The 20454-nt window shown below is 39.6% G+C and carries 20 protein-coding genes and 1 pseudogene; 6 read left to right on the plus strand and 15 right to left on the minus strand.

Features of this window, described 5'->3' with window-relative positions:
* Positions 1-254: 254 nt before the first annotated feature.
* The 3 genes from PISS_RS13280 (at position 255) to PISS_RS13290 (ending at position 5639) form a co-directional block, all read left to right on the plus strand.
* Positions 255-1547 carry a TolC family protein gene (locus PISS_RS13280; protein WP_013465882.1) on the plus strand — a complete coding sequence of 431 codons (1293 nt, stop codon included), beginning with the start codon at positions 255-257 and terminating at the stop codon, positions 1545-1547.
* A 71-nt stretch (positions 1548-1618) separates the two neighbouring features.
* Positions 1619-2515, plus strand: coding sequence for an efflux RND transporter periplasmic adaptor subunit (locus tag PISS_RS13285; RefSeq protein WP_058155246.1), 897 nt, complete (start codon positions 1619-1621; stop codon positions 2513-2515).
* 10 nt (positions 2516-2525) lie between these two features.
* Entirely contained in the window at positions 2526-5639 is a 3114-nt protein-coding gene (locus PISS_RS13290; protein WP_058155247.1) for an efflux RND transporter permease subunit, read from the plus strand.
* A 98-nt stretch (positions 5640-5737) separates the two neighbouring features.
* Here PISS_RS13290 and PISS_RS13295 read toward each other — a convergent pair whose 3' ends face one another.
* Together PISS_RS13295 and PISS_RS13300 are read right to left on the minus strand one after the other, a co-directional pair.
* Positions 5738-6625 (minus strand): cation diffusion facilitator family transporter, encoded by an 888-nt coding sequence (locus PISS_RS13295; RefSeq protein ID WP_008464143.1) that lies wholly within the window; start codon positions 6623-6625, stop codon positions 5738-5740.
* Positions 6612-7343, minus strand: a complete 732-nt coding sequence (locus PISS_RS13300; RefSeq protein ID WP_008464145.1) for a transglutaminase-like domain-containing protein — start codon at positions 7341-7343, stop codon at positions 6612-6614. Before PISS_RS13300 ends, PISS_RS13295 begins: the two co-directional genes overlap by 14 nt.
* A gap of 79 nt (positions 7344-7422) precedes the next feature.
* Here PISS_RS13300 and cadR point away from each other — a divergent pair, with 79 nt between their 5' ends.
* Positions 7423-7812, plus strand: a complete 390-nt coding sequence (cadR, locus tag PISS_RS13305) for a Cd(II)/Pb(II)-responsive transcriptional regulator (RefSeq protein ID WP_008109677.1) — start codon at positions 7423-7425, stop codon at positions 7810-7812.
* Positions 7813-8338: 526 nt separating this feature from the next.
* Here cadR and PISS_RS19060 read toward each other — a convergent pair.
* A pseudogene (locus PISS_RS19060) lies at positions 8339-8701 on the minus strand (recombinase family protein).
* A 403-nt stretch (positions 8702-9104) separates the two neighbouring features.
* On the opposite strand from PISS_RS19060, the gene PISS_RS13315 reads away from it, so the two are divergent.
* Together PISS_RS13315 and PISS_RS13320 are read left to right on the plus strand one after the other, a co-directional pair.
* Positions 9105-9626 carry a DUF305 domain-containing protein gene (locus PISS_RS13315; RefSeq protein WP_008109672.1) on the plus strand — a complete coding sequence of 174 codons (522 nt, stop codon included), beginning with the start codon at positions 9105-9107 and terminating at the stop codon, positions 9624-9626.
* A 1-nt stretch (position 9627) separates the two neighbouring features.
* Positions 9628-10359, plus strand: a complete 732-nt coding sequence (locus PISS_RS13320; RefSeq protein ID WP_058155248.1) for a MauE/DoxX family redox-associated membrane protein — start codon at positions 9628-9630, stop codon at positions 10357-10359.
* A gap of 216 nt (positions 10360-10575) precedes the next feature.
* On the opposite strand, the gene PISS_RS13325 is transcribed toward PISS_RS13320, so the two are convergent.
* The 12 genes from PISS_RS13325 to PISS_RS13385 form a co-directional block, all read right to left on the minus strand.
* A complete protein-coding gene (locus PISS_RS13325) occupies positions 10576-10926 on the minus strand; it encodes a hypothetical protein (RefSeq protein WP_004589646.1) in 351 nt (116 codons plus the stop codon).
* A 50-nt stretch (positions 10927-10976) separates the two neighbouring features.
* Positions 10977-11348 carry a hypothetical protein gene (locus PISS_RS13330; protein ID WP_008467865.1) on the minus strand — a complete coding sequence of 124 codons (372 nt, stop codon included), beginning with the start codon at positions 11346-11348 and terminating at the stop codon, positions 10977-10979.
* Positions 11349-11358: 10 nt separating this feature from the next.
* Positions 11359-11781, minus strand: a complete 423-nt coding sequence (locus PISS_RS13335; protein WP_008467863.1) for a hypothetical protein — start codon at positions 11779-11781, stop codon at positions 11359-11361.
* Positions 11765-12430, minus strand: a complete 666-nt coding sequence (locus tag PISS_RS13340) for a methyltransferase family protein (RefSeq protein WP_058155249.1) — start codon at positions 12428-12430, stop codon at positions 11765-11767. Before PISS_RS13340 ends, PISS_RS13335 begins: the two co-directional genes overlap by 17 nt.
* Positions 12423-12758: a DUF2933 domain-containing protein gene (locus tag PISS_RS13345; protein ID WP_008467859.1), complete on the minus strand. Its 336-nt coding sequence runs from the start codon at positions 12756-12758 to the stop codon at positions 12423-12425. Before PISS_RS13345 ends, PISS_RS13340 begins: the two co-directional genes overlap by 8 nt.
* Before the next feature lie 9 nt (positions 12759-12767).
* On the minus strand, positions 12768-13121 hold the full coding sequence (locus PISS_RS13350; protein WP_004589267.1) for a cupredoxin domain-containing protein: 354 nt from the start codon (positions 13119-13121) through the stop codon (positions 12768-12770).
* Between the two features lie 11 nt (positions 13122-13132).
* Positions 13133-15376: a heavy metal translocating P-type ATPase gene (locus tag PISS_RS13355; protein WP_058155250.1), complete on the minus strand. Its 2244-nt coding sequence runs from the start codon at positions 15374-15376 to the stop codon at positions 13133-13135.
* A 101-nt stretch (positions 15377-15477) separates the two neighbouring features.
* Positions 15478-15891, minus strand: a complete 414-nt coding sequence (locus PISS_RS13360) for a MerR family transcriptional regulator (protein WP_008467855.1) — start codon at positions 15889-15891, stop codon at positions 15478-15480.
* A gap of 299 nt (positions 15892-16190) precedes the next feature.
* Positions 16191-16613, minus strand: a complete 423-nt coding sequence (locus PISS_RS13365; RefSeq protein WP_010558026.1) for a hypothetical protein — start codon at positions 16611-16613, stop codon at positions 16191-16193.
* 652 nt (positions 16614-17265) lie between these two features.
* Positions 17266-18126 (minus strand): copper resistance protein B, encoded by an 861-nt coding sequence (locus PISS_RS13375; RefSeq protein ID WP_004589262.1) that lies wholly within the window; start codon positions 18124-18126, stop codon positions 17266-17268.
* Positions 18123-19946 (minus strand): copper resistance system multicopper oxidase, encoded by a 1824-nt coding sequence (locus tag PISS_RS13380; RefSeq protein WP_013465888.1) that lies wholly within the window; start codon positions 19944-19946, stop codon positions 18123-18125. Before PISS_RS13380 ends, PISS_RS13375 begins: the two co-directional genes overlap by 4 nt.
* Positions 19947-19973: 27 nt before the next feature.
* Entirely contained in the window at positions 19974-20444 is a 471-nt protein-coding gene (locus PISS_RS13385; RefSeq protein WP_058155251.1) for a YybH family protein, read from the minus strand.
* Between the last annotated feature and the right edge of the window lie 10 nt (positions 20445-20454).

The raw sequence follows: 20454 nt of genomic DNA on the forward strand, positions 1-20454 counted from the left end.
TGAATAATAGCAACTCTTCAATTGATAATTGTAATTTTTGTTGCTGTTGTCACTTATTTTTAAATGCTGATTCTTCCTGTAACATTTTCCAAGCAATAGAATATTTCCTTACCTACGCCTTAGTTTCTCCTGAGCTAAAAGGCTATATCTCGGTGCCATTCCGCCCACCTAAATACGCCTAAATTTTATAGAAAATTATGAAAGGTCAAATGTTAATGACCGAAAAAAACATATAAATTTATAGGAAAGTATACATGGCACTTAATACCTGTGTGCATCGCAAGATAGCAATTTTGAGGTGTGTAACACCTCGGCTTAAATATATCGCGTTTCTCGCGTTGTCACTTTTTACATTTAATGTTTATGCCTTTGAAAAGCAGTTAAATCTTCAAGAGGCAATTCAGTGGACGCTTAAACAAAATCCTGAACTCAAAATATTTGATTTCAAACAAACCGCATTAACAGGACAAGAACAAACAGCAAGTTTAAATCCTGCTTATGAACTAGAAGTTGAAGCTGAGAACTTTGCAGGCTCAGGTGAATTTAATGCATTCGACAGTGCTGAATTAACAGTCGCTCTATCTTCGGTTATCGAAATGGGAGATAAACGCTCAGCGCGGATTGGACTTGTTTCAAAATCAAGAGCACTACTCAATGCTGAGAAAGAAGTCTCTGCGCTTAATTTAATGGCTCAAGTCACTGAGAAGTACGTGGAAGTACTTGCAGCCCAACAAAGAGTTATATTGGCAGAAAATGCTTTGAGCTTAGCACAAGAAACGTTAGAGATTGTATCTCAGCGTAACCGCGCAGGTGCTACTCCTGAGGCTGAAGTGAAACGCTCAAAAGCAGTTATTGCTCAGGCTAACCTCACCCTTCAATCTGAACAAAAGCGCTTGGAATATTTGAAGCTCTCATTAGCAGCCTACTGGGGGGAAAACTCTGTAACCTTCTCTGAAGTACAAGGGGATCTTTTTCAGTTTGGCAATGATAGTGACTTTAACAGCCTTTTTGCGAAGTTAGAGAAGAACCCTGCTATTCAAATCTATGCAAGTGAACAGCGACTAAAAGAGGCTGAAATACAGTTAGCTAAAACAGAGTCAACGGCCAATATCAAATGGTCTGTTGGTGTTAGGCGCTCTCAAGAAGCCAATGATACGGCACTGGTCGCTGGCTTTAGCTTACCTTTGTTTGCTGAAAAGCGAAATTCTGGTGCAATCGCTAGTGCGCTAGCAGAGCGTGACCAAGTTGCCATAGAGAAAGAGGCGACTAAGTTGAGGTTTAGAAATCACTTACTACGAGCATACTCCAATAGAAAACAAGCCATATTAACAGCTAATTCATTAAAGCAGTCGGTTATCCCAATGCTTGAAGATGCACTGGAAGATACTCAAGACGCCTATCAAAAAGGTCGATATGGATATCTTGATTATGTATCGGCTAGACAAGAGCTGTTAAATGCTCGGCGAACCCTCATTGATGCGGCATCTGCTGCCCTAATTTATGGCGCAGAGATAGAAAAACTAACAAACGAAGCGCTGTCACTCTAAAAAAAGCATCACTTTAAGCTTAATAACAATTTATTGATTCAGTTATTAACTGAATCGTTTAGGAATTAAAAATGAAAAACTATTTACTCGCACTATTGATTTTTATTGGGTATTTGTCACCCATTCAAAGTGTTTTCGCTAGTGAAGATGAACATGAAGGCGAAGAAGGCATAAGCAAAATCGACAATAACATGGCAAAAAAGGTTGGTGTTGAAACAGCCTATTTAGCTTCAAAAACGTTGAACCAAACTATCCCTGTATACGGCTCTACGACGATAGGCGCTGAACAATTATTTCAAGTTGGCGCTAGATATAACGGCGTTATAAAGACAATAAACTCCACTGTTGGTGATACGGTAAAAAAAGGCGATCTATTAGCCGTTATTGAATCTAATGAGAGCTTAAATACTTATAAAATAACATCGCCTGTTTCTGGGACTGTTTTACAGCGAAATGGAAATATTGGCGGTATCACGCAAAACACTAGCTTGTTTGAAATCGTCAATTTTGACACCTTGTGGGCTGAATTTAAGGTGTTTACCAGCCAATATAATCAAATTAAAGTCGGTCAACCTGTTGATATTGAGCATGGTGAACAGGCATTCAACTCAACCATCACCAATATAATTCCAGCTAAAGATCAGTCTTATGTTTTAGCACGTGTACGTTTAAACAACACTGAGTTAAAGCTAACGTCAGGTCAATTATTAAAAGGCAACGTCAAAATAAATCAATTCAAGGTGGATTTAGCCGTTGAGAAAGTTGCTATCCAAGAACTGGGGGGACAATTAGGTGTATTTGTTAAAGAAGATGAAGAGTACGAATTTGCACCGCTTGTATTAGGACGTTCAGATAAGAACTATATCGAGGTTATTGGTGGCCTCAGTAAAGACACTGAATATGTAAACAAAAACAGTTATCTGATAAAAGCAGATATATTGAAATCTGAAGTAGAAGACGACGATTAGGAGACGCAATATGATTGAATCAATTTTGCGTCTTGCAATAAATAGGCGCTACTTAGTATTAAGCTTGCTGATGGTAATCATCGGCGTTGGTATGTGGAGTTATCAAAAACTTCCCATTGATGCTGTTCCAGATATAACAAACGTGCAGGTACAAATAAACACTTCTGCCCCCGGTTATTCACCTTTGGAAGCGGAACAAAGGGTGACCTTTCCTGTAGAAACAGCCTTAGCCGGATTGCCAAAGCTGTCTCACACCCGCTCCCTGTCAAGATATGGATTATCTCAAGTAACCGTTATCTTTGAAGAGGGAACCGATATTTATTTTGCTCGCAACTTAATCAATGCAAGATTAGCTGCGATAAAAGGCGTTATTCCCTCTGGCTTAGAGCCAGAAATGGGTCCTATTTCGACAGGGCTTGGCGAAATATTTATGTATACCGTACAAGCTTCTCCTGATGCTAAAATGCCTAATGGAGAGCCTTATACCGCTATTGCCTTAAGAGAAATACAAGACTGGATCATTAAACCGCAATTGGCTCAAGTTAAAGGCGTCATTGAGGTCAACAGTATCGGCGGCTACAACAAGCAATATCACATAACACCGAAACCTGAAAAATTACTTTTTTATCGTGTGAGCTTTGAAGAAATATCTGATGCATTACGTAAAAATAATGATAACCGTGGCGCGGGTTATATCGAGCAAAACGGACAGCAAGTTTTAGTACGCTCCATTGGGCAACTAGCGACAATAGATGAGATCCTCAATGTCATCATCAAAAAGAACGATGGTATTCCTGTAAAAATAAGTGATGTTGCCAATGTTGCTATAGGCAAAGAACTTAGAACAGGGGCTGCTACTCGTAATGGCATTGAGACAGTGCTTGGTACAACCATGATGCTGATTGGTGAGAATTCTCGCACCGTTGCTTTAGAAGTGGAACATAAGCTCAGCGAAATACAAAAATCTCTGCCAAAGGGCATTACCGCAGAGCCTGTTTACGACAGAACAACGTTAGTAGATAAAGCGATTGCAACCGTTACCAAAAACCTCGTTGAAGGTGCGCTTTTAGTTATTGTTGTGTTATTTATTCTACTTGGAAATTTACGTGCAGCTCTCATTACCGCTGCTGTTATCCCTATTTCCATGTTAATGACAATCACAGGTATGGTGCAAGCAGGAGTATCTGCCAATTTAATGAGTCTCGGCGCATTGGACTTTGGCTTGATAGTGGACGGGGCTGTCATCATCGTTGAAAACTCTGTCCGTAGGTTAGCACAGGCCCAACACAACGGTCATAGGCAAGACTTAAGAGAACGCCTAAATACCGTTTTTGAAGCCACTTCAGAAGTGATACGTCCAAGCTTGTTTGGTGTGGCAATTATCACTGTTGTTTACATCCCCATTTTCACGCTAACTGGCGTTGAAGGGAAAATGTTCCACCCTATGGCGGCAACTGTCGTTATGGCGTTAATTTCCGCAATGATCCTTTCAGTTACACTGGTTCCTGCTGCTGTAGCTGTTTTTATGAAAGGTAAAATCAGCGAAAAAGAAAGTGTTGTTATTCGTTCAACCAAGTCTATTTATGAACCATTGCTAAAAATGGCGTTGAAATTTCGTTGGGTTATCGTTTCATTTTCGACGCTCTTAATGGGGTATAGCCTTTGGTTAGCAACAACGCTGGGTAGTGAATTTGTTCCACAGCTAAATGAAGGGGATATAACAGTCCAAGCGCTAAGAATACCTTCTACCGGCCTAGAGCAATCAGTAGAAATGCAAGAAGTACTTGAGCAACGTATTAAAGCGTTTCCTGAAGTTGATAAAGTATTCTCGCGCATCGGCACACCAGAAGTAGCAACTGATCCAATGCCACCGAGTATTGCTGATATCTTTGTTATTTTAAAACCACGTAAAGAATGGGCCGAACCTTCAAAGCCAAAGAGTGAATTAGTTGAAGAAATGGAAGAAGTACTGAAAAACATTCCGGGCAACAACTATGAATTCACTCAGCCTATTCAAATGCGTTTCAATGAATTGATTTCTGGCGTTAGAGCTGATGTGGGCATCAAAGTATTTGGCGATGACTTAGATCGATTATTACTTACCGCAAAAGATATTCTAAATATTGTGAAAACCGTGGACGGTGCTGCTGATGCCCGAATGGAACAGGTCACAGGTGTTCCATCTTTATCAGTAATTCCTAAACGAGAAGCGCTTGGTCGATACGGTTTGAGCGTTTCAGAACTGCAAGACTGGGTTGCTACTGCAATTGGTGGAGAATCTGCGGGGATCATTTATGAAGGTGACAGACGATTTGAGTTAGTTGTTCGCCTACCAGAGCAAACAAGAACAGATATCAATGGCTTGAAGCACCTGCCGCTTCCACTTGAGGGTGGTAACTATGTGCCACTTGAAGAAGTTGCAGAGCTTAAATCAGAGTCTTTACCTGCTCAAATTAGCCGTGAGAACGGAAAAAGAAGAGTTGTGGTTACCGTCAATGTTCGTGGCAGAGATTTAGGCGGCTTTGTAAAAGAAGTGAAAGCTAAAATTAATCAGGAAGGAGAAATCCCAGCAGGATACTGGCTTGATTATGGTGGAACGTTTGAACAACTAGAGTCAGCGAGTAAAAGATTAAGCTTAGTTGTACCGATCACATTAGTTGTAATCTTAGGTATTTTGGTTATCGCATTTGGTTCATTAAAAGATGCATTAATCATTTTCAGTGGCGTGCCTTTAGCATTAACTGGGGGCGTATTTTCACTTTATTTAAGAGACATGCCCTTATCAATTTCGGCAGGTGTCGGCTTCATAGCATTGTCAGGTGTCGCCGTATTAAATGGCTTGGTTATGTTGGCTTTTATTCGAGATCTTTGGCATGAAAAAGGCGACCTTTACGTAGCGATCATTGAAGGTGCCATCATTCGTTTAAGACCTATTTTAATGACGGCACTGGTTGCTAGTTTAGGTTTTATTCCAATGGCGCTAAACACTGGAATTGGTGCAGAAGTACAACGACCACTAGCAACAGTCGTTATCGGCGGTATTGTATCTTCTACCATTTTAACTTTGTTTGTATTACCTGTTTTATATCAATGGGCGCATGGCTCTGAGAGTAACAAACAGTAATCTGACGAAATTTAAAGCCCAAAAAGCAGCTTAATTAATAGGTTATGCCTAATTAAGCTGCTTTTTATATTGTATGCCCAACATTTTATTGATAAAGCTTACTGCGCTTCATCCCGACAATTTTCATTTAAAAACTCAAACTCTATCGTTGTATGCGATAAATGATAGGAAGATAATTTAGCTGCAACTTCTTGTTTAAGCCTAATTAATTCTTTAACGTCAAAGTTGTCACTCAGCTCAAGGTGCGCTGTTAAAACGTGACTTTCACCATCTAGTGACCAAAAGTGCATGTGGTGGATACCATTAACTTCAGGAAATTCCATTAGTGATAGTTTAATACGCTTTTGAGTCTCTTTATCGGGTGCAGCTTGAAGAAATAAAACGAGTGTTGATTTCAGGTTTTTGAAAACATTAAACAAGATGAACAGCGTGAACCCTATTGATAAAAGGGGATCTAATATCGGCAGTTCAGCGAACAACAGTACGATAGAGACTATAAGAACGGCAACCCATCCAAGTACATCTTCAAGAAGGTGCCATGTCAGCACTTTCTCATTTAATGTTTCACCCGCTTTTAATTTTAATACCGCATATCCGTTAACGGCAACGCCGAGTATCGCTAGCCCTAACATCCCCTCGACTACAGGCATTTCAGGATTGGACAGCCTTGGAATTGCTTCAAATAAAATCCAAATTGAGCCAATGATTAAAACAATACTGTTTATCAATGCGCCAAAGAGAGTAAGTCTACGATAACCATAACTAAACTTATCTGATGCTTCTTTATCTGAAAAACGACTTAAAATCCACGCAAAACCTATTGAAAGACTATCACCAAGATCGTGAACTGCATCTGCCATTATCGCAGTACTGTTAGTGAGCCAACCACCTATAAATTCGATAATAGTAAATGTCACATTCAGAAAAAATGCCCAACCAATACGATCATCTTTAGAATGCTGATGACTGTGACTATGGTTGTGCATTTTGTACCTCCAGTGCTTTTGTATTTCTAATTTTTGATACATTCATATTAATCAAATGGCGAATCACACCTTGATACATCCAACGTTTTACTCCCGACAAATTAGTACCCTTTTCAAGATAAAACTCATCAGGGGAATCATAAAGCCCAAAGTCGTCATGAATACCTTCTTTTTGAATATAGGTATCTTGGCCGCACCAATTTGTGTTTGGTGAAGAGAAACACTTTGTTGCAACACCATAGACACAAAAGTCATCTTTTGCTTGGCTAAATTTCTGCTGTAGTGAGCTTAAGTATTGCTCATCCAATATAAAGCCCTCTAAGTTTATCCAGCGTCCATCGAAATAAACTTCTACCCAACTATGAATGATGTATTTAGGTGCTAACCAAAATACATAGCTAGGTATAGCCCCTTTTTGTAATTGCTGATCAATGGTAAAACCATGGAAACGACACTGGATACCTAGTCCACGCAATAGCGCCATTAACAGATTACCCTTAGTATTACATTGCCCATAACCATCTGCTAGTACATCGCTTGCTGCTATATCATCACTCTTGTTATAGCCAAACATTATTTCATCTTTCACAAATTGGTATGCTGCTCCAATTTTGTTGAAATCGTCTAAGCTTTGCCATCCTCGCTGATCGATCAGGGATTGGATATCTTTGTGTTCAAAATTAACGATATTCGTATTGTTTAAATATTTCTCGGTCATTTTTTATATATCCTTTTCGTTGCATACTTATACTACAGACTCTATAGTAACTATAGAATCAAATGTCTGGGGGAAATTGATGAAAATAGGCGAATTGTCTAAAAAATCGGGCTGTTCTATACAAACAATTAGATATTATGAAAGAGAAGGATTACTGTTAAATCCAAACCGTTCAGAAGGTAATTTCAGGCTGTATGATAGTAAAGCACTTAAACAATTGGAGTTCGTAAAACATTGTCGCAGCCTAGATATATCACTCAATGATATTAAACGTCTTATCGAATTAAAAAATAAGCCAGAAGAAAGCTGCTCTAGCGTTAATGCATTAATTGATCAGCAACTTGCACTAGTGAATAAACGCATGAAAGAATTAAGGGCGCTTAAAGCTGAATTACAACAGATGGCTAGTGCTTGTGGTTCGAACAATACTATTGAAGCATGCGGGATCATTAAGTCACTAGATAGTTAACTCTGTTAGAGGCATACGGGCAGAATATAGAACATTAATCGACTATTGCATGTCCTAAATGTGGACAGATAAAAACGGAAGAAATGCTGACAAATTCATGTCAGCGGTATCACAAGTATGAGTCACACAAGGTTTTGCCAAACTATTGAATGGTGACTGGTGTGTTTACTTCTCATATGGAACAGCAAAATTCCGCCAATTCTAGAACGACAAAATTAGTTGCAGCCGTTAATGCACTAGAGTGTTTAAATTGAAGTTTATTATTGACTCTTCAACGTCTGCTTTACACTCTGAATTTTCGTTAATAACTCAAAAGCTAACTTCCGCTTTTGGCTAAGTGAAGTCATAAGGTATTCATTGATGCTAATGTCCGCAATGTCGGAGGAGCTGCCGTTAGCAAATAGCATCAAATTATCGTAATATAACTGATTGAGTCTCAGATATTATGATTAAAAAATCATACTTTCATAAAAAGAGAGATTGGCGGCATCCCTTTAAAACCTTTCAGTCTAAAATGAGATCAATCTCAATCATTATGCACAGTCACAAATACTCCACATAGGTTGATCATGGCAGTGGCAAACGGATTATCATTTTTGGTATTGAGAGAGCCGTCGATAATATTCAAACAAGCACCTTTCTTATGGATGCTTTCAATTGCCTCAAGAATAGATTTTAACGACCGTCCCAAACGGTCGAGGCGAGTAACAATAACTTCATCACCTTCCCTGATAAAGTCGATGAGTTCCTAAAGCTTTTCTTCATTTCGAATCGAAGCACCAGACTGTTTGCCTTGGAATATTTTTTCACAGCCCTGAGCGTCCAACTTGGACAGTTGAACATTTAAATCTTGTTCTTTAGTTGAAACTCTTGCAAAACCAACTTTCATATATACGAAACCTGTAACTTTCGCACACCTTAACAATTAAATGAACGAAAGTATATTAAATAAATTTCGTACACTACGGATAGAAAATGAATGACAATTCTAACTATAAAGTGACTTAATTATTTCACACGCTTCACTTGTACACGAGCTTGCCATTTGTTGAAGCTCAGCTTGTAGTGCTTTGAGTTCTCCCATTAGATTGTTAACTAAAGCCAATTTAGCCTGTGTCTATCATAAGTTCAAAACTTAAACTTTAGATATAAGCTGAAATTGAGTCAATCGTATTACAAATACTCTTATTGATACTGGCTCATTACTTGCACTTTTTCGAGAACATGACCACATGTAGAGAATAATAGGCTAACAGTGGGAAATATTTACACTATCAATGTAAGGATTACTTATGAAATACTCAAGATTTGCTGCAATGATCATCACCTCAACCATTGCTATGTTTGTCATGATGTATCTCAACACTTACGCAGTATCACATATATGGTTTAGTGAAACGCGTATCTATATGGCGTTGTATATGGGAGCAGGTATGGCAATGATCATGCTGGCCTTTATGCTTGGCATGTACAGTAACAAGAAGCTCAACATGGCTATTTTTCTATTGGCGACAATACTGTTTGCCATATGTCTTTATCTTGTTCGCTCTCAAAGCACAATTTCTGACACTGCTTACATGAAAGCGATGATTCCTCATCACTCCATTGCTATTCTTACTAGTGAGCATTCAACTTTGGAGGATGTACGCGTGCGTGAATTGGCAAATGGTATTATTAAAGCCCAACGAAAAGAAATAAAAGAAATGGAATGGCTGATTAAAGATATTTCTGAAAATGGAAAGGTCAGCTCACAAGCTCAGGCTGAGCAACGACCGCTCCCAAAGTTTGAAGGCACACTGAACAAAGGAGACTAAGATGACTAAGACAGCTACCCTGTACAGAATGGTCACTGACGAACATATCTGCCCCTATGGTTTAAGGTCGAAAGATTTGCTGGAGAGGCAAGGGTATGATGTAGAAGATCATAAGCTCACGTCAAGACAACAAGCTGATGACTTCAAAGCTAAGCATGATGTCAAAACTACGCCACAAACCTTTATTGAAGGAAAGCGTGTCGGAGGATACGATGACTTAAGAGAGTATTTTGGTAAAGATGAAGCAGGTCAAACTGGCACAACCTACACGCCCGTTGTAGCCATTTTCTCGATAGCTGCACTTCTTGCTGTCGCATCTCAACATTTTGCTTCCGGCTCATTTATCTCCATCAGAACACTGATGCTATTTATAGCTTTTTCAATGACGCTCTTAGCGGTGCAAAAACTGAAAGACCTATACAGTTTCACAAATTCGTTTATTACTTATGATTTACTATCGATGAGATGGATAAGATATGGTTATATTTATCCCTTCATTGAAGCATATGCAGGTATTGGTATGGTTGCCCAACTACAGCCTCTCGCAGTGGCACCATTTTCATTGTTTATCGGCACAGTTGGAGCAATTTCAGTTTTCAAAGCCGTTTACATCGACAAACGCCAGTTAAAGTGTGCCTGTGTAGGCGGCGATAGCAGTGTGCCACTTGGATTTGTATCGCTATCTGAAAACTTATTTATGATCGCGGGAGCATTGATTATGCTGCTGATGTAAAGGTATAGCTCTATTCGGCGGCCCCTTAACTGTTAAGATTAGACCTAGGATGCCAGCCCACACCTTTCTAATTCATATGTAACATTTTTTCTGTCGTACTGGCATCAAGATAACCAGAACTGAGCAAACAATCTCAAAGGTTGTACAAAATAACACTAAAGTTTTTTCATTAAGTTTTATTGTTATGCTCTTGTGGTGGCTTTCGCCACCACTTTATTAGTTTTCAAGTTCCACCATATCTTTCGCTGCAATGTCACCAGACACTAGCTTTACAGTTGCGAAATGATCATTCACAATTTTAGTAATTTGTACCGTTCCTACCTTTTCGATAGTGTAGGGATCTTCACCTTCACTCAATACTATTCTTTCATGGAATCTAATAACACTGTATTTTTGCCCAACCTCTGCGCCATGCTTAGCACCAATACAGATTAGAGTTCGATTATCAGAACTTTCTACTACCTGACCTCTCATCATGTATTTATGATAAAAAGTGGTATTGGAACAACCCACTAAATATAAACCGAATGTAAGCAATAAAAGAGCTTTTATATAGGGTGTTTTCATCACTGTTACCTCATTTGACTAACTAATTATCTATACACTTTTTTATGAATTCATTTGTTTTTCCGGCCAGCCCCCGAAGGTGCTTGATGACAACTCCAAGGCTTATGAACAGAGTTATCTTTGATGTTCTGATCAACAAATTTATAGTAACTTTCTTTAGTATGTGTCCACCAATCATCATGAACATCTGCGCCATACTTACGGATTACCTCCTCAATCCCATCAAGGCTTACGTTTGCGGCATCATAGGCAAGGTGTATTTCACCTTCTTTGATGTTGTAACTAACTTCATCTATACCAAAAAGCTGATCTATTTCTTTTACTAACTCGTCACAGCTTTCTTCTGTGACATTGCTAAGCTTTAGGTTTCGAACAACTAAATTTTGCTCTTTAACGCCAACTCTATGATTTAAATCGCTCATAATTTTTCTCCTAATGTTTGTGTGAATGCTGTTGATTGCTATCTTTCATTTCTTCCATTTTACGGTTCATCTGCGGCATCATGTTCCCCATCATTTCTAAATGATGTTCAGCCATCTTGATTTGTTGATGCATTGGCATTTCTTCCATGTTTTTGTGCATGGATTGCATCATCTTCATCATTGAACGGTGATGTTCAACCATCATCTGCTGTTGCTTTTCAGGATCTTTTTCAGTTTTAATGGCATGGACTTCCTTTTTCATTTCCATCATCTTTTTGTGCATTTCTCCCATGTTCTCATGTGGTATTGCCATGCCTTGATGCATATCAGCTTTGTTCGCACCTTCATGCTTATGCTCATTGTTTTGGGCAAATGAGCTAGTGGTTATAAGTAGTGAACTAATAAATAAAATTGATTTAGTTAACGTTTTCATGATTTTTACCTTCTACACTTTTATTAAAATTTGGGATCCAACTTGGTGTCGATTCCATATACCTGTGGTACTCCGAACCAAACTCAGCAATCGCTTGTGCTTCTTCGCGTTTCGCTAGCTTGACGTAAACAACGACTAAGATCGGAAACATCGCAAGTGTTGGGATTGTCGGCCACTGCAATAAAAAGCCGAACATGATTAGAATGAAAGCTACATACTGTGGGTGGCGACACCTTGCATACCATCCAGTTGTAGCCAATTGATGATGTTTTTGCGCGTGATGCAATACATTCCATGCTGAAGACAACACAAAGAAACCTGCAACAATTAACACCATACTCACTATATGAAATGGGTCCCAATGGGCATCACCTTGAAATCCAAAGAAAGTATGTAATAAATGCCCATTTTCATGCGCAAAGAAATTTACTTCTGGATAGGTCTCCGTCAGCCACCCCGACAGAAAATAGATAGTTAAAGGAAAGCCATACATTTCAGTAAATAGGGCAACAATAAAGGCAGAGAACGCGCTTAGACTTCTCCAATCAGTTGATGTTTTTGGTTTGACAAAACTAAAGGCAAAAAAGATAAAAATTGCTGAGTTCAGTATCACCATTGACCATAAGTCATAATCATATGTTTCATTCATCACTGCTCTCCTTTTTATGTGATTCCTTACGTGCCTTTTCTAACCCTTGTATGTAGCCATCGCGATAGGCTGCATTTTTATCCGTGAGTTCTTGAAAGCTCTCTTCCTTTTTTTCATCAGGCGCATGTGAATGATCGTGACCATGTTTACCATGACTGCCATGCATAAATACGTGCATCAAGGGGCATAGCAATAAAATCAAGTAGGGAAGAAATTGCAGCATATGTTGACCATGCTCAAGCACTAAGAAGTAGGTCACTGCGGCAATAAGTGCCAGTGCAGCCCAGCCTGTAGGTGTTGACCAAAAATTAGGGTGTTGATTTTTCATATTGCCCTCCTAAACGACTTTTAAGACACCGCGATACATTTGCATCTGACAGTGAAACTCATGCTCTCCCGGTGATAAGTTCAATAGGGTAATTTGAGTAATTTCATTTAATTTAAGCTGTTCGCTTATATCCAATGAAGGAATAAGCATTGTTTCAGCGCAGGGGGATTGATCTTTGCGCATAAACTTCAGAGTGACAGGTTGGCTAGCAGACACCTGAATTGAGGATGGGGAATACACACCATCCCTCACTTCAATGAGTACTTCATTACCTTGAACGATTGTTTTATTGGGTTTATATAGCCAAAACCACCAAACAATCAGCGCGATTAACATTAAGCCTAATAAGTTAATAACCATCATTGTGATTCTCCTTAATGCTCTTTTGCTTTAAAAAAGCGAAGTCGATTTGCATTTGACACTACAGTCAATGACGAAAACGCCATTGCAGCACCTGCAATTACAGGGCTAAGCAGAATGCCAAAGAAGGGATATAGAACCCCCGCAGCAAAAGGAATCCCGGCTACGTTATAGACAAACGCGCCAAACAAGTTTTGTTTGATATTTCGTAAAGTAGCTTTGCTTACCGCTATGGCATCAGCAAGGCCATGAAGTGAACCACGCATTAGGGTAATGTCAGCACTTTCGATAGCTACATCAGTCCCTGTGCCTATGGCGAAGCCAACATCGGCTAACGCTAGCGCAGGAGCATCGTTGATGCCATCTCCTGTCATACCAACAATTTCGCCGCCTTCTTGTAGCTCTTTCACCTTGTTGGCTTTATCTTCTGGCAGCACTTCAGCAAGAAACTCACTAATACCCACTTTTTTAGCTACGGCGGCAGCGGTTTCCTTGTTATCACCCGTTAACATGATGACGCGTATACCATTAGCATGAAGCCGTTTGATAGCAGAGATTGAGTCTGACTTGATAGGATCTGCAACAGCAATGATTGCTGCAAGTTCACCATCTACAGCAAAGTACATAGGTGTTTTGGCTTCTTTGGCTAAAGACTGTGCTTGTTCAACAAAGCCTGTGAGGTCTATGCCTTTTAACTTCATTAGTTTATCGTTTCCGAAAAGCAGGGCTTTGTTGTTGCAGCTTGCTTCTACACCAAAACCCGTAATGGCGTTAAAGGCTTCAATTTTTAGTAACTCAATATCCTGATCTAACGCACTTTCAACAATCGCTTGCGCTAAAGGATGCTCTGAGCCGCTTTCTAAACTTGCTGCAAGCTGTAGTACGTCTTTTTCGTCAGTAGCTTTTGCTAAAATAATATCGGTTACCTTAGGTGCCCCTTCAGTAATAGTGCCCGTTTTATCTAAAATCATGGCAGTGATTTTAGAGGCGGTTTGCAGTGCCTCACCGTTGCGAATAAGCACTCCGGCTTCTGCTGCTTTTCCTACTCCCACCATGACAGACATGGGTGTTGCCAAGCCTAAAGCACACGGGCAGGCAATAATAAGCACAGTAGTTGCTGAAACGATGGCAAAAGCAATGGCTGGCTCAGGTCCAAAGTTAAGCCATGCTAGCGCACTTAACACAGAGGTGATCATCACGACAGGTACGAAAAAAGCTGAAATAACATCGGCCAAACGGCCAATCGGCGGTTTCGAATTTTGTGCTCGTTTCACCATATTGATGATCTGTGCAAGCGCCGTGTCTTTACCAACGCGTGTGGCTCTAAATAAAATCATGCCTGATTTGTTCAAAGTACCTGCGACAACCTCATCTTCTTCAGCTTTTTCAGCAGGCATAGGTTCGCCTGTCAGCATGGACTCATCAATAGAGGTGTGTCCTTCCAATACCACGCCATCGACGGGAATTTTTTCACCCGGTTTTACCTTCACAATATCGTTAAATAAAACCTGCTCAATACCTATCTGAACTTCTTTGTTGTCACGAACCACGGTTGCTGTTTTGGCTTGCAAGCCGATAAGACGTTTAATGGCCTCAGAGGTTTTACCTCTGGCTTTGATTTCTAATGCTAAACCTAAATCAATTAAGCCAATGATCATGGCGGTAGCTTCAAAATAAACATGCCGTGCCATCAATGGAACAGCGTCAGGTGCAAACACGACAACCATCGAATACAACCAAGCCGTGCCTGTTCCTAAAGCAATTAGGGTGTCCATATTGGCTGAATGATTTTTGAAGCTCTTCCATGCTCCTACATAGAAATGCTTGCCTGAAAAATACATAACACCAAAAGTTAAAATGCCTACAACCAACCAAGAAATTCGTTCAAGGTTTGTTTCAACCGTCATTTCTCCAACTACAATGCTGTAGATCATCAAAGGAACGCCGAGTGAAAGGGCAATAAACGTATCGCGCATTAGCTTTTTGTAATATGCAAAATCCGCAGCCTCTTTCTCATCAAGCGCATCTGTTGCTGAGCTATCATCAATTGGCTTCGCGTTATACCCCACTGACTCAACAGCTTTGATCAACTCTTTTGTTTTAGCTGTCCCATAAACTGTTACTGTCCTATCAGCAAAATTCATTTCCGCACTGACGACTCCAAGAGTTGCCTTCAACGCCCCTTCAATTTTGCCTACACAGCTAGCACACCCAGCACCTTCAATGATAAGCTGTTGGTTATGTGATACTTTCTCCAACGTATTCTCCTTACTTTTACACGAAGAGGATTGAGCTTTTGCCTGACAGCAACAGCCTGATTCAGTTTTTATATTTGTGTTAGTAGCCACCCTTTTTCCTCCTATGCTTTTTTAATTTGCTCAAAGTTTTCGATGAGATGACAAACCATGTTTGCAGTCGGTGCTTTGTCTTCCATTTCTTCCCATCGAGAAAGCGCAGAAGACATTTTTCCTCGAAGTGCCAACATTGCTTGAAACTGCTTTTCTGTTTCTTCAAGCCGCTCTTTGATCAGGCTTCTGACTAATGGGCACGCACTTTTACCATCTTCAGATTCATTAATAATTTCCTTGATATCTGCAACGGAAAAACCAAGGTTTCTGGCACTTAAAATGAATTTAAGTCTCGATACTTCTTTATTCGAGTATGACTTGTAGCCGTTCACTGACTTAGCAGGTTTTAACAATCCTAATCTGGTGTAATAGCGCACCGTATCAGCAGTCGTTCCAAGGCTTTTTGCCAGCTCCGCAACTTTCATATTCACTCCTCAGTTTTTTAGCTAAGTTTGTACTCTCATCTTCAGCTTAGACCTGTGTCTAAGACACAGGTCAAGTACTAATTCTAGTGAATAAGCTAAAAACTAATTTTTTGGTAAAAGAGAAATCTCGGTCAAAATCGACAGCATTAAGTACTGTAAATAGCAATAGTTTGAGCATGTTCATCATGCCTCCAAAAAATATTGTGCTAATTGTTCAAAACGGTTGGTAATTTAAACCAATCAGTAAATCGTTTTATTTTTGATGGGACTGGCGAAAAAAAGGCGCACTGATCCCGTGATTAGCCAATAATTGGTGGACGATAAAGTAAGAGATGGATACCAGATTTTGGTAGGGGTATACGCTGTAGAATTAGCTCAGAATGAATATTGCAAATACCTTCGTCTTGCGCTTCCACAAGATAGGCATTTAAATGAAAGCTTGTACAAAAACCGCCTTCACAACAAACACAATCACCAGCTTTACATTTTTCACAGTCTTCATCACCATGACGGTTTTTAGAATCTTGCGAATTTTCAGTGTGATAGTGACTATTGTCATTCATTGATTGATGATGCATATTTTTGCTTGGTTGTATAATATGCGTGTCGGAAGATCCATTTTGATGTTCTTCACAATTCATTGGTTTAGCAATAGCAAAGCCATGCTGCGTAAGCAACAGAGTAATTACCACTATTTTAAACCACTTGAAAAGTCCAAACATTTTAATTCCTTATTTATCACCTACAATATTAGCCACTTTATAAAAATAATTTTATGATCTTGATCAACCTTTGAACTAAAACCTAAACTTTTTACTTTTTACTTTTTACTTTTTACTTTTTACTTTTTACTTTTTACTTTTTTAAACAGCTTTAACTTCACAAGTATAAAAGGGGTGTCTAATTTATACTCATGAGATTGAAGCCAAGCATGAGCACCATTAAAAGAAATAAAAACCCTACGCTCATAACTAGGTATTGAGTAATGGATCATTTTTCCAATTGTTCAGCTTTAAGCGCAGTACTTTGCAACAATCGGTTCTATCCCGGGCACATCCAATTCCCGTTCATCAAAAGTGATAAAATGGCCTATTGTACGTCTTTCAATGGCGATGTTTTTTGCCTTGACTCTTTAACCTTAACCATTCGCCAACTTTACTTCTTAGCTGATATTCCACCTTGATAGGTATACACCAGACTGGCACCGATTGAAAACAAGAAGTAGCTTACTATTACTGCTCTTAGTTCTTTCCAAAAAAACTATTAGCTAGGCCTTTCCTAACATAACTAAAATGGTTTAAATCCCAAAAAACGAAAGCTACCATCAATATAGTTGCGGTAGCTCTCATCAAGTCAATATAGTATTTCTTCATATCAGAGCCAGAACTTGATACCTGCAACAAAAGCAGTATCACGAGTACTTTGCCCATTTAACTTCGCAAAGTCGGCTGTATTACCAAATTTATTTGTCCACTCAACGCCAACATAGGGAGCAAACTGGCGGGTAAACTCATAACGAACCCGAAAACCAATAGCACTGCTAGACAAGCCACTACCAAGGTTATTTTGGACGTCATCCTTACCGTAAAGCGTCAACTCTGCTCGTGGTTGAACAATTAACTTTTGAGTAAGTAATAGCTCATACTCAGCTTCGATCGAAAATGCACTATTACCTTGCTCTCCTAAATACGCAGTCATATCAATTTCAAACCAGTAGGGGGCTAGACCTTGTAAACCAAAAGCTAGCCATTTGCGGTTTTCACCTTCGTTATTGTAATCAAGTCGAATACCGACTTGTGTATCCCAATAAGCAGATATTGCGTGGCCCCATAGAAAATCTGTTTGGTTCTCCTCTAAATTACCTTCGCTAAAATCTCCTTCAGTTTTGATGACTAATCTATCAAAAGTAGTGCCATACCATGCCTGAAAGTCAAAAACACCTGCGTTTGTTTGCTCATTATATTCAAGACGATCCCCTAGTAGCGCGTAAAATGAATGCTCATCTGCCAAAGTCAGTCGTTTGTCGCTACTGAGTGCATAAGGACCTTCAGTCAAAGTTGTACCTGCTGCATAAGCATGGGGGTCTCTAGCATCTTTAGGTGCATCTCCACCTTGTGCTTGCATTTTAGAATCACCCATCTCAGTCATCTCATCTTTTGCAGATACAGATACACTTATAAGGGGCAAACCTATTAATAATAGTCTTAACGTATTGGTTAGTATTAATTTTTTCATGATACAACTACCTCTCTAAACATACCTGCATCCATGTGGAATAATAAATGGCAATGCCATGCCCAGCGACCTACGTCATGAGGTGTTGTTAAAAAACTAATTCTTTGCGCTGGTTGTACAGGGATAGTATGGCGACGAACCTGTACATCACCTTTTTCATTCTCCAAATCGCTCCACATACCATGCAGGTGCATGGGATGTGTCATCATTGTATCGTTTTGTAAAATAACTCTTAAACGTTGATTATGCTTCATGTGAACTGGCGTGCTTTTTCCAAATTCCAAGCCATCAAATGACCAGCTATAACGCTCCATGTTTCCAGTTAAATGTAATTCAATTTCAGCCTCTGGCTCTTGCTGGTTTGTAATTCCCTCAAGAGAATGTAAATCTGCAAGTGTTAAAACACGGCGTCCATTTTTACGTAAACCTATACCGGGATCATCAAGGTTTGTTCTAGGCATATCAACACGCATATCAACAGAAGCTCCATACTCTGTTTTTGCATGACGCACTTTAGTGCTAGCAACAGCTAATGGGTTTTTAGTCATTCCATGTTTACTATGATCCATTGCCATCGCTCCATGACCCATTGCACTATGATCCATTTTATTAGAATTCATGCCCGACATGTCTGCCATACCTGCCATCGCGGAATGCTCACCACCTTGGGCCATATTCCCCATCATATCTGTCATCGTTAACCATTCAACGGGATCTAGAGCAGGTACTGGTGCATCAATATTAGGTGCCATTGATAAAGTACCTTTAGCATAACCTGAGCGATCCATGCTTTGTGCAAAAATCGTATATGCATCATTTTTTGGCTCGACAAGTACATCATAAGTTTCACCGGGACCAAATCTAAATTCATCTACTGTCACAGGTTCAACATTTTGTCCATCAGCTTGTACAACTGTTAACTTCAGCTCAGGTATTCTTACATCAAAAAACGTATTGCTAGAACCGTTAATAAATCTAAGCCTAACCTTTTCGCCAGCTTTAAACATTCCACGCCAGTTTGTCAAAGGCGCACAACCATTCATTAAAAAAGTCATTGCAGATGCTGATAAGTCTGCAAGATCTGTAGGGTTCATTCTCATTTTATTCCACATTTCCCGGCGTTGTAGCGCATTTGAAACGCTGCTATTTGAAATGTCATCAAAAAACTCTGGAACAGTAGGTTGATTAAAGTTAAATACATCGCTCTGTACTTTTAACTTGCGGAACAAATCCATTGGGTCATCATCAGTCCAATCAGACAATTGGATAACATGCTCATTGTCAGCACTAATAATATCCTTTTCTCTTGGCTCAATAATTAATGCGCCGTACATACCTGTCATTTCTTGAAAGCCACTGTGTGAGTGATACCAATATGTGCCGCTTTGTTGCAGCTTAAATTTATAAACAAAGGTTTCACCCGGCATTATACCTTTAAAGCTAATACCCGGTACGCCATCCATTTGATACGGAAGAATGATCCCATGCCAATGAATTGAACTCGGCACTGATAATTTATTAGTTACCCTGATAGTAACGTCATCACCTTCTCTGAGGCGCAAGGTAGGAGCTGGTATTGAGCCATTGATTGTTGTAGCCATTCTTACAACACCTGTGAAGTTTACGGGTGACTCATCTATCACCAGATCTATTATTTCTCCACTTAGTTCGGGCACAGTACCTGTTATTGTTCCAGCCACTAAAGATGAAGCAGCATGAAGAATGCTTGGAAAAGCAGCTAATATACCGCCAGCAGCTAAACCTTGTACAAAGCGTCTACGCGGTGTAGAAATTTGATGTAATGGATCTTTAATTCTCATTTTACTCTCCGAGGTTTGACCAATAAATTAGTGTGACCAATGAATGTGCTTAATTTTCCATTCACCGTTTTGCTTTTCGAGAACCATTGTTTCCATCCCTTGATAATCACGTTCTTCACCATTGTAAGTACCTTTAGTTTGACTACGCGAGGCAGAGATAGCTGTATTTCCAAGTATCGTCACTTGATGTTCAAGTGTGTCGCTCTTCATCGCTGCTAAATACTTCATATCCGACAACATATGATGATGAGCATATTCATCAGCGCTCCTTTCAACGCGGCCTCCCTCGAAAATGATGACATCATCCGCTAACTGCGCTCTAGCCTGTTTTTGATTGCCAGTTTCAAGTGCTTGATGAAATGCCAAAACAACTTTTGCGGCTGGTGTATCTACACCTTTAAACAATCCTTTGTCTTTATTCTTATCACCATGAGCGTTTGCTGCGAAACTAAACGTCATTAATAAAACGAGTAGGATATTTATTGTTTTCATTTTCATTTTCTCTTTT

The sequence above is a fragment of the Pseudoalteromonas issachenkonii genome (assembly GCF_002310795.1).
Lineage (GTDB): Bacteria > Pseudomonadota > Gammaproteobacteria > Enterobacterales > Alteromonadaceae > Pseudoalteromonas > Pseudoalteromonas tetraodonis.

Coding starts and splice junctions, on each gene's coding strand:
- PISS_RS13280 (WP_013465882.1), top strand. CDS start 255: ATGGCACTTAATACCTGTGTGCATCGCAAGATAGCAATTTTGAGGTGT.
- PISS_RS13285 (WP_058155246.1), top strand. CDS start 1,619: ATGAAAAACTATTTACTCGCACTATTGATTTTTATTGGGTATTTGTCA.
- PISS_RS13290 (WP_058155247.1), top strand. CDS start 2,526: ATGATTGAATCAATTTTGCGTCTTGCAATAAATAGGCGCTACTTAGTA.
- PISS_RS13295 (WP_008464143.1), bottom strand. CDS start 6,625: ATGCACAACCATAGTCACAGTCATCAGCATTCTAAAGATGATCGTATT.
- PISS_RS13300 (WP_008464145.1), bottom strand. CDS start 7,343: ATGACCGAGAAATATTTAAACAATACGAATATCGTTAATTTTGAACAC.
- cadR (WP_008109677.1), top strand. CDS start 7,423: ATGAAAATAGGCGAATTGTCTAAAAAATCGGGCTGTTCTATACAAACA.
- PISS_RS13315 (WP_008109672.1), top strand. CDS start 9,105: ATGAAATACTCAAGATTTGCTGCAATGATCATCACCTCAACCATTGCT.
- PISS_RS13320 (WP_058155248.1), top strand. CDS start 9,628: ATGACTAAGACAGCTACCCTGTACAGAATGGTCACTGACGAACATATC.
- PISS_RS13325 (WP_004589646.1), bottom strand. CDS start 10,926: ATGAAAACACCCTATATAAAAGCTCTTTTATTGCTTACATTCGGTTTA.
- PISS_RS13330 (WP_008467865.1), bottom strand. CDS start 11,348: ATGAGCGATTTAAATCATAGAGTTGGCGTTAAAGAGCAAAATTTAGTT.
- PISS_RS13335 (WP_008467863.1), bottom strand. CDS start 11,781: ATGAAAACGTTAACTAAATCAATTTTATTTATTAGTTCACTACTTATA.
- PISS_RS13340 (WP_058155249.1), bottom strand. CDS start 12,430: ATGAATGAAACATATGATTATGACTTATGGTCAATGGTGATACTGAAC.
- PISS_RS13345 (WP_008467859.1), bottom strand. CDS start 12,758: ATGAAAAATCAACACCCTAATTTTTGGTCAACACCTACAGGCTGGGCT.
- PISS_RS13350 (WP_004589267.1), bottom strand. CDS start 13,121: ATGATGGTTATTAACTTATTAGGCTTAATGTTAATCGCGCTGATTGTT.
- PISS_RS13360 (WP_008467855.1), bottom strand. CDS start 15,891: ATGAAAGTTGCGGAGCTGGCAAAAAGCCTTGGAACGACTGCTGATACG.
- PISS_RS13365 (WP_010558026.1), bottom strand. CDS start 16,613: ATGTTTGGACTTTTCAAGTGGTTTAAAATAGTGGTAATTACTCTGTTG.
- PISS_RS13375 (WP_004589262.1), bottom strand. CDS start 18,126: ATGAAAAAATTAATACTAACCAATACGTTAAGACTATTATTAATAGGT.
- PISS_RS13380 (WP_013465888.1), bottom strand. CDS start 19,946: ATGAGAATTAAAGATCCATTACATCAAATTTCTACACCGCGTAGACGC.
- PISS_RS13385 (WP_058155251.1), bottom strand. CDS start 20,444: ATGAAAATGAAAACAATAAATATCCTACTCGTTTTATTAATGACGTTT.